Annotated in this window: 15 protein-coding genes; 6 read left to right on the top strand and 9 right to left on the bottom strand. The window is 68.3% G+C overall.

Features of this window, described 5'->3' with window-relative positions:
• Positions 1–102: 102 nt before the first annotated feature.
• The gene (locus tag DL990_RS28020; protein WP_125800418.1) at positions 103–1,191 is read right to left on the bottom strand and encodes a dihydrofolate reductase family protein; all 1,089 of its coding nucleotides are present in this window, start codon (positions 1,189–1,191) and stop codon (positions 103–105) included.
• An 800-nt stretch (positions 1,192–1,991) separates the two neighbouring features.
• On the opposite strand from DL990_RS28020, the gene DL990_RS28015 reads away from it, so the two are divergent.
• Together DL990_RS28015 and DL990_RS28010 are read left to right on the top strand one after the other, a co-directional pair.
• The gene (locus DL990_RS28015) at positions 1,992–3,170 is read left to right on the top strand and encodes an HNH endonuclease signature motif containing protein (RefSeq protein WP_125800532.1); all 1,179 of its coding nucleotides are present in this window, start codon (positions 1,992–1,994) and stop codon (positions 3,168–3,170) included.
• Positions 3,171–3,522: 352 nt separating this feature from the next.
• Complete coding sequence (locus DL990_RS28010; protein ID WP_125800417.1) at positions 3,523–5,094, top strand: ABC-F family ATP-binding cassette domain-containing protein; 1,572 nt, start codon at positions 3,523–3,525, stop codon at positions 5,092–5,094.
• Positions 5,095–5,155: 61 nt separating this feature from the next.
• On the opposite strand, the gene paaE is transcribed toward DL990_RS28010, so the two are convergent.
• From paaE to paaZ, 6 genes are read right to left on the bottom strand one after another with little or no spacing between them, the layout of a single operon-like run.
• A complete protein-coding gene (gene paaE / locus DL990_RS28005) occupies positions 5,156–6,226 on the bottom strand; it encodes a 1,2-phenylacetyl-CoA epoxidase subunit PaaE (RefSeq protein WP_125800416.1) in 1,071 nt (356 codons plus the stop codon).
• Positions 6,226–6,714, bottom strand: coding sequence for a 1,2-phenylacetyl-CoA epoxidase subunit PaaD (gene paaD, locus DL990_RS28000; protein WP_125796017.1), 489 nt, complete (start codon positions 6,712–6,714; stop codon positions 6,226–6,228). Before paaD ends, paaE begins: the two co-directional genes overlap by 1 nt.
• A complete protein-coding gene (gene paaC, locus DL990_RS27995; protein ID WP_125800415.1) occupies positions 6,708–7,565 on the bottom strand; it encodes a 1,2-phenylacetyl-CoA epoxidase subunit PaaC in 858 nt (285 codons plus the stop codon). The genes paaD and paaC overlap by 7 nt, the downstream gene beginning before the upstream one ends.
• 1 nt (position 7,566) lies before the next feature.
• Positions 7,567–7,851 carry a 1,2-phenylacetyl-CoA epoxidase subunit PaaB gene (gene paaB / locus DL990_RS27990; protein WP_005168080.1) on the bottom strand — a complete coding sequence of 95 codons (285 nt, stop codon included), beginning with the start codon at positions 7,849–7,851 and terminating at the stop codon, positions 7,567–7,569.
• Positions 7,851–8,789, bottom strand: a complete 939-nt coding sequence (gene paaA / locus DL990_RS27985; protein ID WP_125785707.1) for a 1,2-phenylacetyl-CoA epoxidase subunit PaaA — start codon at positions 8,787–8,789, stop codon at positions 7,851–7,853. The genes paaB and paaA overlap by 1 nt, the downstream gene beginning before the upstream one ends.
• Positions 8,786–10,816 (bottom strand): phenylacetic acid degradation bifunctional protein PaaZ, encoded by a 2,031-nt coding sequence (gene paaZ, locus DL990_RS27980; RefSeq protein WP_125800531.1) that lies wholly within the window; start codon positions 10,814–10,816, stop codon positions 8,786–8,788. The genes paaA and paaZ overlap by 4 nt, the downstream gene beginning before the upstream one ends.
• A gap of 216 nt (positions 10,817–11,032) precedes the next feature.
• Here paaZ and DL990_RS27975 point away from each other — a divergent pair, with 216 nt between their 5' ends.
• Genes DL990_RS27975 through DL990_RS27965 form a run of 3 tightly spaced genes read left to right on the top strand, consistent with a single transcriptional unit; the run spans position 11,033 to position 13,334 of the window.
• Complete coding sequence (locus DL990_RS27975; protein ID WP_199746644.1) at positions 11,033–11,461, top strand: hotdog fold thioesterase; 429 nt, start codon at positions 11,033–11,035, stop codon at positions 11,459–11,461.
• Positions 11,458–12,744, top strand: a complete 1,287-nt coding sequence (gene paaK, locus DL990_RS27970; protein WP_125800414.1) for a phenylacetate--CoA ligase PaaK — start codon at positions 11,458–11,460, stop codon at positions 12,742–12,744. Before DL990_RS27975 ends, paaK begins: the two co-directional genes overlap by 4 nt.
• Complete coding sequence (locus DL990_RS27965) at positions 12,741–13,334, top strand: TetR/AcrR family transcriptional regulator (RefSeq protein ID WP_125785704.1); 594 nt, start codon at positions 12,741–12,743, stop codon at positions 13,332–13,334. Before paaK ends, DL990_RS27965 begins: the two co-directional genes overlap by 4 nt.
• A 138-nt stretch (positions 13,335–13,472) precedes the next feature.
• Here DL990_RS27965 and DL990_RS27960 read toward each other — a convergent pair whose 3' ends face one another.
• Positions 13,473–13,751, bottom strand: a complete 279-nt coding sequence (locus DL990_RS27960; protein WP_125785703.1) for a hypothetical protein — start codon at positions 13,749–13,751, stop codon at positions 13,473–13,475.
• Between the two features lie 125 nt (positions 13,752–13,876).
• On the opposite strand from DL990_RS27960, the gene DL990_RS27955 reads away from it, so the two are divergent.
• Complete coding sequence (locus DL990_RS27955) at positions 13,877–14,542, top strand: TetR/AcrR family transcriptional regulator (protein ID WP_125785702.1); 666 nt, start codon at positions 13,877–13,879, stop codon at positions 14,540–14,542.
• Here the strand turns inward: DL990_RS27955 and DL990_RS27950 are convergent.
• On the bottom strand, positions 14,469–15,497 hold the full coding sequence (locus tag DL990_RS27950; RefSeq protein ID WP_125785701.1) for an AraC family transcriptional regulator: 1,029 nt from the start codon (positions 15,495–15,497) through the stop codon (positions 14,469–14,471). The genes DL990_RS27955 and DL990_RS27950 overlap by 74 nt on opposite strands.
• Positions 15,498–15,532 lie beyond the last annotated feature (35 nt).

Below are 15,532 nucleotides of genomic sequence, written 5' to 3'. Positions count from 1 at the left end.
GGACAGCGATGATCAAGCGTCTGTTGAAGGTCGTGCTTCGCCACGGTTGCTGCTCGGCGTGCACCGGTCTGGGCTGCGGCTGCTGCGACGCCTGCAAGTAGTTCAGAGGTGGACACCCGGGATATGGGTGTTCGCGCGGCGGACGTCGGCGGCGAGGGCGGGTACCTCGATCACCCGGCGTCCGGCCGCCTCCAGCGTTTCGGCGCCGACGCAGTCGACGAACACCGACGGCTCGCGCCAGGCGAAAACGACGCGCGGGATGCCGGCGTCGAGGATGAGCTGGGTGCAGCTTCGCGGATGTGACGTCCGCGAGCTGCACGGCTCCAGTGACGTGTACATCGTCGCCTCCGCCAGTCTCGGATCTCCCGGTTCGAGCTTGGCGAGGGCGGCTTCTTCCGCGTGGTTGGCGGGATCGCCGTCGCCCGAGTAACCGGTGGAGATCACTTCGCCGTCGGCGGCGGTGATGACGGCGCCGACGCGGAACGTGCGCGGCGGGCAAAGGTCCGCCAGCGCGATTGCCTCCCGCAACCGCCGAATGTCCACTTCGGACGGTTCCGGCGTCGCGTGGTATTCCAGTACGGCGATGTCACCCAGCCTCGTCGTGCTGGTCAAAGTCAGCCCGCGCGGGAACGCGCCGGGCCCGGTGAACCGGGGCGCGCGCGGGTCGCCGACGAAGAACGGCGCGATGGCCAGGTGCAGTTCGTCGACCAGGCCTTCGGTGAGGAACTGGGTGTGGATCGCGCCACCGCCTTCGACCATCAGCCGCCGGATCCCACGCGCGTGGAGATCGGCCAGCATTTCTCTTAGGCCGGACAGTTCGACGACGGTCGCCTTCACTCCCGTGACGACGCCAGGCGGGGCGTAGACCAGCTTCTCGGCGTCACCGACGGTGAAGAACTGGGCCGCCGGATCGAGTGACCCGCTCCGCGTGAGAGTGACCTTGACCGGTTGCTCCGGGCGTCCCTGGCCGACCCGTCCGGCGACCAGCTCCGGCGAACGGACCAGCAACCGGGGGTCGTCCGTGCGGACGGTGTTCGCTCCGACGAGGATCGCGTCCGACGCGGCGCGCAGCCCGTCCACCCTGGCCCAGTCCTCCTCGTTGGACAGCACCAGCCGGGTGTCGGTCGCGTCGTCGAGGTAGCCGTCCAGCGAGACCGCGGCGGACAGCAGGACATGGGGGCGTTCGGTCACGCCCGTCAGTATGCCCCGGCCGGTCGCGGGTCGCCGAGGTGACAGACCGTGTCTCGGGGCGGTGGGGCTTGTGCCAGGTGCGCCGTTGCCGGAATTCGGCAACGGATGGGCGTGGGATCCGGGGACGACCCGGTGATCTAGGTCGACGCACCGGAGCCATTACCGGAATACGGCAACGGTCGCCCGCGGGACCCACAGAACACCCCCGGCGACCGAGGCAACCCGCAGGGGCCATTACCGGAACCCGACAACAGCTGCCCGTCGGATCCGCAGAACAACCCCGACGACCGAGGCCACCGCCGGAGCCATTACCGCAATACGGCAACGGTCGCCCGCGGGACCCACGGAACACCCCCAGCAACCGAGACCACCCACCGGACCATCACCGAAACCCGACAACAGCTGCCCGTCGGATCCGCAGAACAACCCCGGCAACCGACGCAACCCACCGGAGCCATTACCGCAATACGGCAACGATCGCCCGCCAGACCCACAAAACACCCCCAGCAACCGAGACCACCCACCAAAACCATCACCGAAACCCGACAACAAGAGACCCGCGAACCCCAAGGACAGCACCCAAGAATCCTGTCTGCACACTGCTTACCACTACCGGGCGAACATCACCAAGCGCGCACATCCCAGTTTTCCCTTGCCACGACTAGCATTACCGAATATCGACGACGACGGCGGCAGTCGCGTGATCCAGAACTGTCGGTGGGGGGTTGTAGGTTCGTCGGGTGGACACTTACCGAGCCACCGCTGTGGCACTACTCGAGGAAATCATCACTCCCGACAACCTGAAGACCATCAATGCCGCCGCGGATTCGTTGGACGACAACGAATCCGTCGCCCTCGCGAAAGCGGCATCGGCGGGGATCGCCCGGCTGGAAGCGATCCGCTACCGTGCCCTGTCCCAGCTGAACCGGCATCGCGAAGGCGCGCGTAGCGTCGCTCAGGAAGTCGCGTTCGCCTTGTCGGTGGGTGACAAGTACGCGGCCGGGCTGGTCGCCGCCGCCGACGCGTTGACCACCAGGCTTCCCCGCACTCTTGGTTTGATGGACAAGGGGCAGGTGGACGGGTTCGGCGCGATGAAAGTCGTGACGGCCACAGCGTGGCTGTCCGACGAGCACGCGCTCGCCGCCGACGCCTTGCTGGAAGACCGATTGCCCGGCAAGAATGCCGAACAGATCCGCAAAGCGGCGAACCACGCGGCGACAACTGTCGATCGTGAGGGGGCGGACAAGCGCTGCGAGCAGGCCCGCGAAGGCCGCCGGCTCGTGGTGAGTCAGGGTGAGGCGGGTGTGGCCTCGCTGGGGATCGAGGACGGCCCGGTGGAGAAGGTCACCGCCGCCTACAACCGGATCAACCGGGAAGCCCGCGCGCTCAAAACCGGCGACGAGACCCGCACTCTGGACCAGCTCCGCGCCGACGTCGCCCTCGACCTCCTGTTGGGCGGCAGCGGCGGGAAAAGTGAACGCGCCGAAGTATTCCTTTATCTGGACCTCTTCACCTACCTCGGCCTCAACGACGACCCGGCGGAAATGGCCGGACACGGCCACATCCCGGCGTCGCTGGCGCGGCACATCGCGAGCGGACCCAACACGGTGCTGCGGCGGATCATCACCGACCCGCTATCAGGTCAGGTCGCGGACCTCGGCCGGGACCGGTATCGCCCGACGGCCGGTCTCGACGAGTTCGTCCGGGTCCGCGACCGCGAATGCCGAAGACCAGGGTGTCACCGGCCCGCTCAGGCCTGCGATCTCGACCACTCCATCCCGTGGCAGTTCCAGGGGAACACCGACGCCGGCGACCTCATCGACTTCTGCCGCCGCGACCATCGGCTCAAGGACGAACCCGGGTGGATCTACCGGCTGGCACCGGACGGAACCCTGACGATCACGACGCCGACAGGCCAGACCTACGACAGCACGCCGCCGCCTCTGCACACACCCCGTACCGAGGAACCACCGTTCTGACCCGGTTGCCGCTAAACGGCGACGGCTTGTTCAGGTGATCCACGGGACTGCCTTGCTTCCGCACGAAACAGTCTTCCTTACGCGCTGGGATGTTCGGCGATAGCTTTCACATTCTGCGCGGCAGCGGTGAAACCGCGCCGGGGCCGGCCCAGCATCCTGACCGCTCCGTTGCCGCGAAACGGCAACCGGCCTCCCACTTCGCTCCGGTCACACTCGCGCGTCGAGACCGCGGCGGACAACAGTAGGCCCCGGAGAAAATCGGTCGCACCGAAGCCGGCGGTCGGTTAGCCTGTCGCGGTGATCTTCTGAGACGAACCTGCGCCCTTAATCCACCTCCTTCGCAGGGAGTCTCATGTCTTCTTCCTTGACGCTTTCCGACGTCACCTTCACCTGGCCGGACGGTGTTCCGGTGTTCGAACGCCTTTCGCTCACCATCGGGGCCGGCCGCACCGGCCTGGTCGGCACCAACGGTTCCGGTAAGTCCACGCTGCTCAGGCTGCTCGCCGGCGACCTGCGAGCCACCACAGGCTCGGTCACCACACCGGGCGAACTCGGGTACCTGCCCCAGAACCTCGTCCTCGGCACCGGCCGCCGCGTCGACGACCTGCTGGGCGTCACCGCGATCCGCGCGGCGATCAAGGCTGTGGAGATCGGTTCCGCGGCCGAAGCGCATTTCGCCACCATCGGCGACAACTGGGACATCGAGGAACGCATTCACGCGATCCTCGGCAGGCTCGGCCTCGACACCGTCCGCCTGGACCAGCGGGCGGGCGAGCTGTCCGGCGGCGAGCTCACGCTGCTCGGGCTGGCCGCCCTGCTCCTGCGCCGGCCCGCCGCACTGCTGCTCGACGAGCCGACCAACAACCTCGACCTGCGGGCACGCGAACTCGTGCACCGAGAGGTGGAGAGCTGGGGCGGCATCCTCGTGGTGGTCTCGCACGACCGCGAGCTGCTGCGGCTGGTCGATCGGATCGCCGAAGTCCGTGAGCGCGAGGTCACCCTGTACGGCGGCGATCTCGACGACTACGAGCACGCCGTCGAGGTCGCGCAGGAAGCCGCGCGGCGGCACGTGCGCGCGGCGGAGTCGGACGTCAAACGGCAGAAGCGGGAGCTGGTCGAGGCCGGGACCAAACTCGCCCGGCGCGCCCGCTACGGCCAGAAGATGTGGGACACCAAACGCGAGCCCAAGGGAAGGATGCGCAAACGGCAGGAGGACGCGCAGATCGCCGCGGGCAAGTACCGGAATCTGCACACCGACAGGCTGGAGAACGCCGTCGAGACGCTGAAGGCCGCCGAGGAACTGGTGCGCGAGGACGCCGAGATCCGCGTCGAGCTGCCGGAGACCACGGTCCCGCGCGGAACGGACGTACTGCGGATCGACGCGGTGCCCCGGTTCGGCCCGCCGGTGGACCTGCACGTCATGGGGCCCGAGCGGATCGCGCTCGTCGGCCCCAACGGTTCGGGCAAGACCACCCTGCTCCGCACGATCACCGGTGAACTCCCGCCGGAGTCGGGTGACGTGGGACTGTTCGTGCCCGCCAGGCTGCTCCCCCAGCGGATCGACATCCTCGAAGAGTCGCTGTCCATTGTGGACAATGTGCGGCTGGTCGCGCCGTCGCTCACGGACAACGAGATCCGCGCGAGGCTGGCGCGGTTCCTGTTCCGCGGCAAGGCGGCCGACCGCGAGGTGGCGTCGCTGTCCGGCGGGGAACGCTTCCGGGCAGCACTGGCGACCCTGTTGCTGACCGAGCCCACGCCGCGCCTGCTGCTGCTCGACGAGCCGACGAACAACCTCGACCTGGCGAGCGTGCGGCGCCTCACCGAGGCGTTGCTGGCCTACCGGGGCACGCTGATCGTGGCGAGCCACGACCGGCCGTTCCTCACCGACATCGGCATCACCCGGTGGCTACCTCTCCGCAACTAGTCATCTGAATGCGGTACTTGTGTGTGCGACTACCGCATTCAGATGACGAAATGCGGGGCGATCAGGCGTCGAAGTCCACCGTCACCGTGTCGGAGATCGGCACCGACTGGCAGGTGAGCACGAAACCGGCGTCGACTTCGGCCTTCTCCAGGGCGAAGTTGCGCCGCATGTCCACCTTGCCGTCGCAGATCTTCGCCCGGCAGGTGCCGCAGACGCCGCCCTTGCAGGCGAACGGCAGGTCCGGGCGGTACTTCTGCGCACCGTCGAGCAGGGAGGAGCTTCGCGGCAGCGTCATCGTCGTCGACCGGCCGTCGAGCACCAGCGTGACCTCGCTGGACGCACCCACGACGGCCGGATCGATGTGGTGCACCGGCTCCGGCGGAGTGTCCACATAGAACAGTTCCTGATGCACGCGTTCGTCGGAGACGTCCAATGAGCGCAGCAGTTCCTGTGCGCCGGTCACCATCTCGAACGGCCCGCACAGCCACCAGTGCGCGACGTCCTCGACCGGGATCAGCACGGTGCACAGGCGCCGCAGCTTCTCCACGTCGAGCCGCCCGGTGAACAGCTCGGCCTCGCGCGGCTCGCGGGAGAGCACGTGGACGAGTTCGAGCCGCGCGGGATAGCGGTCCTTCAGGTCCGCGAGGTCGTCGGCGAACATGACGGTGTCCGTCCGGCGGTTGCCGTAGAGCACGGTCACCGTCGCATCCGAGTCGCTGAGCAGCGAAGACGCGATCGACAGCACCGGCGTGATCCCGGATCCGGCCGCGATCAGCACGTGGTGGCCCGCCGCTGCCAAATCGGGGCTGAAGTTGCCGGTCGGCGGCGCGACCTCGATCTCGTCGCCGGGCTTCACGTCGTGCACGAGCCACGACGAGAACAGTCCGCCCGGAACTTCGCGGACACCGACGCGCGGTGCCGCGCCGGCGGGTGCGCAGATCGAGTACGAACGGCGCTCGTCGCGGCCGTCGATCCGGCGGCGCAGGGTCAGCGACTGGCCCGGCTTGAAGCGGAAGGTGTCCGCGAGGTCTTCGGGCACGTCGAAGGTCACCGCGACGGCGTCGTCACACAAGCGCTGGACGTCGGACACCTTGAGGGTATGGAAACCCGTGCGGCGCAGGGTCGCTGTCACTAGATCTCCTTGACGTGTTCGAACGGTTCGAGGCAGAACCGGCAGCGGCGCAGGGCTTTGCACGCGGTCGCGCTGAACCGGGACTGCTCTTCGGTGTCCGCCGAGCCGCAGCGCGGGCAGCGGACCGACGACACCGGCGCGCTCAGTGTGAGCGGGATCGGGCCGGTCCGGCGCGGTGCTGCCCCCGGCGGCGCGATGCCCGCTTCGGCCAGCTTCCGCTTGCCGTCCTCGGTGATCCAGTCCGTGGACCAGGCGGGCTGGAGCACCGTGCGGACCTCGACCTCGCCGTAGCCCGCGCCGGTGAGCGCGTGCACGAGGTCGTCGCGCATGGTGTCCATCGCCGGGCAGCCGGTGTAGGTCGGGGTGATCGCGACGACCACCCGACCGCCGGATTCGGACACTTCACGCAGCACGCCGAGGTCGGCGAGGGTGAGCATCGGCAGTTCCGGATCGGTCACCGTGGCCGCCACGGCGTACGCGGTCACCATGTCGCGTCCGGGTGTTCCCTGGCGACACTCTGCAGGGTCGCCAGCAGGAAGCCCATCCGCTCGGTGTGCACGCCGTCGCGGCCCATCCGGCCGGAAACCCCTGCGATGGCGCCGATTTCGGGCCGCGTCAGCTTCGCGACGGCCAGCACCTGGTCCAGGATCGCGTCGAACTCCGGCCGCAGCGACGGCGACTCGACGAATTCGGCTTCGTGCGCCGTGAAAAGCTCGTCGACGTACGGCCAGACCGCGTCGAGGCCCTCCTGCATCCGCGAGTGCGACAGCTCGGTGCCGTCGCCGAGGCGCACGGCCCATTGGGCGGCGTAGTCACGGTGATACGCGACTTCCTTGACACCCTTGTCCGCGATGGCCGCCAGCACCGGGTCCACGCTGGTCTGCAACCGCTGCACCAGGGCGAGCCGCCAGATCGAGAACACCAGCAGCCGCGCGATCAGGTGCCCGAAGTGCCCGCCTTCGAGTTCGGCGAGCCGGACGTTGCGGTACTCCTGCTCGCTGCGGAAGAAGGCGTACGAGTCTTCGGTGCGGTCGCTGCCGTCTGCCTTGCCCGCGCGGGCGAGCAGCAGTCGCGCCTGTCCGAGCAGGTCGAGCGCGATGTTCGCGATCGCGACCTCGTCCTCGAGTTCGGGCGCGTTCGTGCACCACTCCTGCAACCGGTGCGAAAAGATCAGCGCGTCGTCGCCGAGCATCAGGCAGTAGGCCGCGAGCCGCGCACCGTCCACACCGGACGGGACCGTGGCGTCCACACCGGACAGCGGATCCTCGAACCCGGTGCCGAAGGCCCAGCGGGAGTCGTTCTCCTCGGTGATCGCCTCGTAGGCGTTGTCGAAGCTCATGTCAGATGTGCGGAACGTTGTCGGGGATGTCGTAGAACGTCGGGTGCCGGTACACCTTGTCGCCACTGGGCGCGAAGAACGGATCCTTCTCGTCCGGCGAGGACGCCGTGATGTCCGACGCGCGCACGACCCAGATCGACACGCCCTCGTTGCGGCGGGTGTACAGATCCCGCGCGTGGTGCAACGCCATGTCGTCGTCGGCGGCGTGCAGCGAACCCACGTGCACGTGGTTCAGGCCGCGCTTGCCCCGGACGAACACCTCGTACAACGGCCAGTCGTGTTTCATCACGAACCCTTCTTCGCTGCGTGCGCCGTGGCGGCTTCCCGCACCCACGCGCCGTCTTCCTGGGCCCGACGCCGGTGCGCGACGCGCTGAGCGTTACAGGGGCCGTTGCCCTTCAACACGTTCTTGAACTCGTCCCAGTCGACGGCGCCGAAGTCGTAGTGCCCGCGCTCGGCGTTCCACTTCAGGTCCGGGTCCGGGAAGGTGACGCCCAGCGCTTCCGCCTGCGGGATGGACATGTCGACAAAGCGCTGGCGCAGCTCGTCATTGGTGTGCCGTTTGACCTTCCACGCCATCGACTGCGCGGTGTTCGGCGAATCCGCGTCCGGCGGGCCGAACATCATCAGCGACGGCCACCACCAGCGGTTCACCGCCTCCTGCACCATTTCCCGCTGCTTCTCGGTGCCGCGCATCATCGTCATCAGCAACTCGAAGCCCTGCCGCTGGTGGAAGGACTCCTCCTTGCAGATGCGGATCATGGCGCGCGCGTACGGCCCGTACGAGCTGCGGCACAAGGGAACCTGGTTGCAGATCGCGGCGCCGTCGACCAGCCAGCCGATCACGCCGACGTCGGCGAAGGTCAGCGTCGGATAGTTGAAGATCGACGAGTACTTCTGCTTGCCGTTGATCAGTTTGTCGGTCAGGTCCGCGCGGTCGGCGCCGAGCGTGGCCGCCGCCGAGTACAGGTACAGCCCGTGCCCGGCCTCGTCCTGCACCTTCGCGAGCAGGATCGCCTTGCGCCGCAAGGAAGGCGCGCGTGTGATCCAGTTTCCCTCCGGCTGCATGCCGATGATCTCCGAATGCGCGTGCTGCGCGATCTGCCGGATCATCGTCTTGCGGTAGCCCTCGGGCACCCAGTCGCGCGGCTCGATGCGCTGATCACGCGCGATGGTCGCTTCGAAATGCCGTTCCAGATCTTCCTCAGGAAGGGTGGCCGTCATGACTGCTCCTTCGCGACCAGGGTGAGCACGTCGTACTTGGCGACCGAGTCGCCGTCGGCGTTGGTGACGTCGGCGTCCCAGCGGACTTCGCCGTACTCCTGGTCGATGCGCGGGGTGATCTGCTTGGCGGTCAGGGTCACGGTCAACGAGTCGCCGACCTTGACCGGGGTGAGGAACCGCAGGTTCTCCAGGCCGTAGTTGGCCAGCACCGGGCCGGGCTCCGGCGAGACGAACAGGCCGGCGGCGAACGAGACCACGAGGTACCCGTGCGCCACGATCCCGCCGAAGAGCGGGTTCGCCGCCGCGGCCTCGGGATCTGTGTGGGCGTAGAAGGTGTCTCCGGTGAACTCGGCGAAGTGGTCGACGTCGGACTGCAGGACCTCACGCGGCCCGGCGACGACCGAGTCGCCGATCTTCAGCTCCGCCAACGACTTCCGGAACGGGTGGACGTCGCCTTCGGTGCGCGGGGCGCCCGCGACCCAGCGGCCGGTGACCGTGCTGAGCACCTTCGGGCTGCCCTGGACGGCCGTGCGCTGCATGTGGTGCAGCACGCCGCGGATCCCGCCCATCTCCTCGCCGCCACCTGCGCGGCCGGGACCGCCGTGGACCAGCTGCGGCATCGGCGAACCGTGGCCGGTGGACTCCTTGGCGTCGTCGGCGTCCAGCACCAGCAGACGGCCGTGGTACGGAGCGACGCCGAGCACGACCTCGCGCACGAACTCCTGGTCCGCGGAGACGACGGAACCCACGAGACTGCCGCCGCCGCGTGCGGCGAGCTCGATGACCTGGTCGGTGGAGGTGTACGGCAGCAGCGTCGACACCGGGCCGAACGCTTCGACCTCGTGTGGCTCGGAACGCTCCGGGTCCGCCTTCAGCAGTACCGGCGAGATGAACGCGCCGCGTTCGGCGTCCGCGCCGACGACCTCGACCTGCTCCGGGTCGCCGAAGACGACCGTGCCGACGTCCAGCAGCGCCTTGAGCGACCGCCGGACCTCCTCACGCTGCTCCAGGCTGGCCAGGGCGCCCATCCGCACACCTTCGGCGGTGGGGTTGCCGATGGTGACCTTCGCCAGCCGCGCGCTCGCGGCCTCGGCGACGTCGTCCAGCAGGTCGGCGGGGACGAAGGCGCGGCGGATGGCGGTGCACTTCTGACCTGCCTTGACCGTCATCTCGGTGGTCAGCTGCTTGACGAAGAGGTCGAACTCGGTGGTGCCGGGTTTGGCGTCCGGACCGAGGATCGACAGGTTCAGCGAGTCGGCCTCGGCGTTGAACCGGACGGAGTTGCGCACGACCGCGGGGTGCGCGCGCAGCTTCTGCGCCGTCGACGCGGAGCCGGTGAACGAGACGAGGTCCTGCGCGGTGACATGGTCGAGCAGGTCGCCGACGCTGCCCGCGACGAACTGCAGCGTGCCCTCGGGCAGGATGCCGGAGTCGATGATGATCTCCACCAGCCGCGCGGTGAGGTACGCGGTCTGGCTGGCGGGCTTGACGAGGCTCGGCACCCCGGCGAGGAACGCGGGCGCGAACTTCTCCAGCGGGCCCCAGACCGGGAAGTTGAACGCGTTGATCTGGACGGCGACCCCGCGCAGCGGCACGGCGATGTGCTGGGCGACGAAGGTGCCGCCCTTGCTCAGCGGCTCGACGTTGCCGTCGACGTAGACGGTGTCGTTCGGCAGCTCGCGCTTGCCCTTGCTGGAGTAGGCGAACAGGACGCCGATGCCGCCGTCGATGTCGACCATCGAGTCGGTCTTGGTCGCGCCGGTGCGCGCGGAGAGCGCATAGAGCTCGTCGCGGTGTTCACGCAGGTGGGAGGCCAGTGCCTTCAGCAGTGCGGCGCGCTGGTGGAAGGTCAGCTCACGCAGCGCGGGGCCGCCGACGCGGCGGCCGTACTCCAGGGCGGCGGCGAAGTCGACGCCCTCGGACGAGACCCGGGCGACCTCCTCACCGGTCGAGGCGTCGTGCAGCGGTACGCCGTCTTTGTCCGCCGTGTGCCATCCGCCGGAGACGTAGCTGCGCAGCAATGCCATGGGGCGACCCTTCATGGTGGGCTGGATACCTTGAGTGATTAACAGACCGTCCGTTCAGTAATTCACTGTAGCTCGCGTCCGGGGTCTTGCAAACCCCCGGACGGCGGCGGATCCTTGACATCCACCCGGAAGCGCGCCTTTACTTGCGACACCCTTTAACAACCGTCCATTCGGTCAGTAACTAGGTGGTCTGGCTTGACTAACGCCGCGCACACGATGTTCGCCGACGACCAGGCGTCGAAGGCGCTGGGCATCGAGCTGGTCGAGGCCGCCGAAGGGCACGCCGTCGCCACCATGCGGATCACCGAGACGATGGTCAACGGCCACGACATCGCCCACGGCGGCTACGTCTTCCTGCTGGCCGACACGACGTTCGCCTGCGCCTGCAACAGTGTTCACGCGCCCTCGGCGGGAGAAAGTACCTCGGGACGGCACGGCCCCATGACCGTCGCGTCCGGCGCGGAGATCTCGTTCGTCGCGGCCGGCAAACTCGGCGACCACCTCATCGCCACCGCCACCGAGCGGACCCGCTACGGCCGCAACGGCATCTACGACGTCACCGTGCACCGGGAGACCCCCGACGGGCCGGAGGTCGTCGCCGAATTCCGCGGCCGCAGCCGCACCATCGAGAAAGCATCACGATGACCGCCTTCAGTGACGAAGCCGAGAACCTGACCATCGACGAACTCCAGGCGCTGCAGCTGAAGCGCCTCCGGTGGACGCTGCGGCACGCCTACGACAACGTGCCGTTCTACAAACGGAAGTTCGACGAGTCAGGCGTTCACCCGGACGACTGCAAGGCGCTCGAAGACCTGGCGAAGTTTCCCTTCACCACCAAACAGGACCTGCGCGACAACTACCCGTTCGGCATGTTCGCCGTGCCGGAAGCGCAGGTCAGCCGCATCCACGCGTCCAGCGGCACCACCGGCAAACCGACCGTCGTCGGGTACACGTCCGAAGACATCGACACGTGGGCGACGGTGATGGCCCGCTCGATCCGCGCGGCGGGCGGGCGTCCCGGTGACAAGGTCCACGTGGCCTACGGGTACGGCCTGTTCACCGGCGGTCTCGGCGCGCACTACGGCGCCGAGAAACTGGGCTGCACGGTGATCCCGGCGTCCGGCGGCATGACCGCGCGCCAGGTGCAGATCATCACCGACTTCAAACCCGAGATCATCATGGTCACGCCGTCGTACATGCTCACGCTGCTCGACGAGTTCGAACGCCAGGGTGTCGACCCGCAGACGAGTTCGCTGAAGGTCGGCATCTTCGGCGCGGAGCCGTGGACCGAACAGATGCGCGCGGAGATCGAGGAACGCGTCGGCATCGACGCCGTCGACATCTACGGCCTGTCCGAGGTGATGGGCCCCGGTGTCGCGCAGGAATGCGTCGAGACCAAGGACGGGCTGCACATCTGGGAGGACCACTTCTTCCCCGAGGTGATCGACCCGTTCACCGAGAAGCCCACCGACGCCGAGGGTGAACTGCTGTTCACCTCGCTCACCAAACAGGCGCTGCCGATCATCCGGTACCGCACGCGCGACCTCACCAGGCTGCTGCCGGGCACCGCGCGGCCGGCGTACCGGCGGATGGAGAAGGTGACCGGGCGCAGCGACGACATGATCATCCTGCGCGGCGTCAACGTCTTCCCCACGCAGATCGAGGAAGTCGTGCTGGTGACCCCCGCGCTCGCGCCGCATTTCCAGCTGATCCGGTCCACGAAGGGCCGGATGGACCACCTGACGGTGCGGGTCGAAGCGCGTCCGGACGCGTCCGCCGAGCAGCGCGCCGAGGCCGCCGCCCGGCTGATCGCCGGGATCAAGGACGGGGTCGGCGTGAGTGTCGGCGTCGAGGTCGTCGACCCGGACACCCTCGAACGGTCGCTGGGCAAGATGCGTCGCGTACTCGACGAACGGGACCGCGGTTGAACACCCCCGCCCGCCGGGGACGCCCCGGCTACGACCTCGAGTCGCTGCTGCAGGTCGCGGTCAAACTGTTCAATGAGCGCGGCTACGACGGCACCAGTATGGAGGACCTCTCCCGCAAGCTCGGCATCACAAAATCCGCGATCTACCACCACGTGCCGAGCAAAGAGGAACTCCTGCGGCTCGCCGTCGACCGCGCGCTGAACGGCCTGTTCGCCGTAGCCGCCGAGACGGAATCCTTCGAGGGCAAGGCCATCGAGAAGCTGGAGCATCTGGTGCGGGGCAGTGTCCTCGTGCTGGTCGAGCAGCTGCCGTTCGTGACGCTGCTGCTGCGGGTGCGCGGCAACACCAAGATCGAGCGCGCGGCGCTGGCGCGGCGGCGGGAATTCGACCGGCTCGTCACGGAACTGGTGAAACAGGCCGAAACGGAAGGCGACGTGCGGCCCGACATCGATCCCGCGGTCACCGCGCGACTGCTGTACGGCATGGTGAACTCGCTCATCGAGTGGTACCGGCCGCGGCGGGGTTCGGCCGGGACGGAACTGGCGGACGCGGTGTGCAAGATCGCCTTCGACGGCCTTCGGACGCAGTGAGGCTGGACGCCGATGGCGCGTGAAGGCCCCCTTCCCTCGGGTCAGCCGAGGAAACTCGACCTTCATGCCTTCCGCGTGAGATGAAGGAGCCTTTCATTGCAAAATTTGCAATGAAAGGCTCCTTCATCTCACGCCCCGCTACTCTCCCGCGGCCTTGGGCGGCCGTCGCGCCTGCCAGATCAGGGCGTCGCGCAACTGCTGGATGAGCTGTTCGTCGTCGGCCTCCGACGGATCGAGCCCGAGCGGGATCCAGCGTTCGCCGACCTCGGCGCCGTTCTCGAAACTGGTGATCACGATCCCCGCGTACGAGACGGATTCCGCCCCGCTGTCACCTTGGATCCGGACGTCACGATGCTGCAGCCGCACACTGACCCACCGGCCGGTACGGCAAACCGGCTCGCGTTCGGCACTGGCCATTCGTCCCTACCCATAACGCCCGGTCCCCCCGCCCCGAACGTCGCCGAGAGGGCCCCTGGGGTTACCGACGGGTTGTTCCGAATGAGTAACGGCAGGCGGTCACGTGAAACGGTTACGCTCGGCCCATGAGCACCGATCCGGAGATCCGGCGGCGCCGCCTCGAACCGGCCGCCCGGCGTGCCGAGATCCTGACCGCGGCCCGGCGGTTGTTCGGCGCGGGCACGTACGCCTCGGTTTCGACCTCGGACATCGCGAAGGCCGCGGGGGTGGCCAGGCCGCTGATCAACCACTACTTCGGCGGCAAGCGGGAGCTGTATCTGGAGGTCGTCCGGCAGATGATGATCGTGCCGGCGCCGGTGATCGAGAACCTGCCCGACACGACGGCCGAAGAACGGCTCGCGATGAGCGTCCGGCATTGGATCGAGGTCGTCGAACGCAACGAGCAGGCGTGGCTGACGGCGATCGGGCCGGAGGCGGTGGGCCGCGATCCGGAGATCGAGCGGATCATGCGGGAGGCCGACGAGATCGCCGCCGATCGCGTGCTCGCGGCCGCGCTGATGAGCGACGTCACCGAGGGTCGCGAGGAACTGCGCGCGATGATCCGTTCGTACGGCGGGATGCTGCGGGCCGCGTCACGCGAATGGCTGATCCGCGGCACGCTCGGCCGGGAGGAGCTGCGGGTCTTCCTCACCGAGTCGATCCTCCACCTGCTGCGGGTCACCTACCCGGCCGTGCTCGCAACGCGTTCCGCCGGGCGTACGCCGCCGGCGTCATCCCCTTCCAGCGTTTGAACGCGTAGATGAAACTCGACGCCTCGGCGTAGCCCAGCCGCAGCGCGACGTCCTCCACGCTGAGCGCGCCGGTGTCGAGCATTTCCTCCGCCAGGGTCTGACGGACCTCGTCCAGCAGCGCGCGGTAGCCGGTCCCGGCCTCGAACAGGCGCCGTCGCAGCGTGCGCGGGCTGAGCGCGAGCTGCCGCGCGACCTCCTCCATTCCCGCGTCGACGCCGCCGAGCCGCACCAGCCGTTCCCGGACCTGCTGCGCGATCCCGGATCGTTCGCGTTTCCGCGACACCAGCAGGTCGCATTGCGCGGCGCACACCGCGACCGTCTGGTCGTTGGCCTGCGGCAGCGGTTTGTCGAGGAACAGCGGGTCCAGGGTGGCCAAGTGTGACGGCGCGGAGAACGACGGCGCCAGGCCGAACGTCCGCACGTATTCGTCCACTGTGGAGGGTCGCTCGTGACGGAAGGCCAAGGAGCGCAGGGAGATGTCCGGCAGGATGTCGCGCATGACGGTGTGAATGGCGCCGAGGTCGCGCAGCAGCAGGAAGCGGGCGACGTCGCCCGGTACGCGACTGTCGTCCATGGCCAGCCCGAGCCGCCCGGCCTCGACGGTCACGTGCGGGATGCAGAAGGTGAAACTCAGGTCCAGGTATCGCAGGGCGAAACGCATCGCGTCTCCCAGCGTCGGGCTGCTGATGCACGCGAAGCCGAAGATGCCGAACGCGCTCACGCGGTACCGCCTGCTCAGCCGCAGCGCGACGTCGTCCCCGGCGCCGAGCCCGCGGACCAGTGCCCGGACCACCGCGAGCTCCTGACGCGCGTCGACCTGGCCGTCCACGGGCGCGTACTCGTAGGACTCCAGCCCCGTGACGCCGTTCTCGGCGGCGAAGCGCGCCATGAGCACGATGCTCGCCGTGCCGCGCGGGTAGTCCCAGTCCCGGATCACCGGCGGCGGTAGTTCCATGGCCGGGATTATGGATCGCGGCGGCGATCGGCGCA

It is taken from the genome of Amycolatopsis sp. WAC 01416 (assembly GCF_003947485.1).
In the GTDB taxonomy this organism is placed as follows: domain Bacteria; phylum Actinomycetota; class Actinomycetes; order Mycobacteriales; family Pseudonocardiaceae; genus Amycolatopsis.
Note: the sequence above shows the minus strand (reverse complement) of the source record. Positions and strands in the feature narration are given on the sequence as shown.

Bases quoted from the DNA above. Each gene is read 5' to 3' on its own strand.
- paaK (WP_125800414.1), top strand. From the start codon at position 11,458: ATGACCGCCTTCAGTGACGAAGCCGAGAACCTGACCATCGACGAACTC.
- paaC (WP_125800415.1), bottom strand. From the start codon at position 7,565: ATGAGCTTCGACAACGCCTACGAGGCGATCACCGAGGAGAACGACTCC.
- paaA (WP_125785707.1), bottom strand. From the start codon at position 8,789: ATGACGGCCACCCTTCCTGAGGAAGATCTGGAACGGCATTTCGAAGCG.
- paaZ (WP_125800531.1), bottom strand. From the start codon at position 10,816: ATGGCATTGCTGCGCAGCTACGTCTCCGGCGGATGGCACACGGCGGAC.
- DL990_RS27975 (WP_199746644.1), top strand. From the start codon at position 11,033: ATGTTCGCCGACGACCAGGCGTCGAAGGCGCTGGGCATCGAGCTGGTC.
- DL990_RS27955 (WP_125785702.1), top strand. From the start codon at position 13,877: ATGAGCACCGATCCGGAGATCCGGCGGCGCCGCCTCGAACCGGCCGCC.
- paaB (WP_005168080.1), bottom strand. From the start codon at position 7,851: ATGAAACACGACTGGCCGTTGTACGAGGTGTTCGTCCGGGGCAAGCGC.
- paaD (WP_125796017.1), bottom strand. From the start codon at position 6,714: ATGGTGACCGCGTACGCCGTGGCGGCCACGGTGACCGATCCGGAACTG.
- DL990_RS27960 (WP_125785703.1), bottom strand. From the start codon at position 13,751: ATGGCCAGTGCCGAACGCGAGCCGGTTTGCCGTACCGGCCGGTGGGTC.
- DL990_RS28010 (WP_125800417.1), top strand. From the start codon at position 3,523: ATGTCTTCTTCCTTGACGCTTTCCGACGTCACCTTCACCTGGCCGGAC.
- DL990_RS27950 (WP_125785701.1), bottom strand. From the start codon at position 15,497: ATGGAACTACCGCCGCCGGTGATCCGGGACTGGGACTACCCGCGCGGC.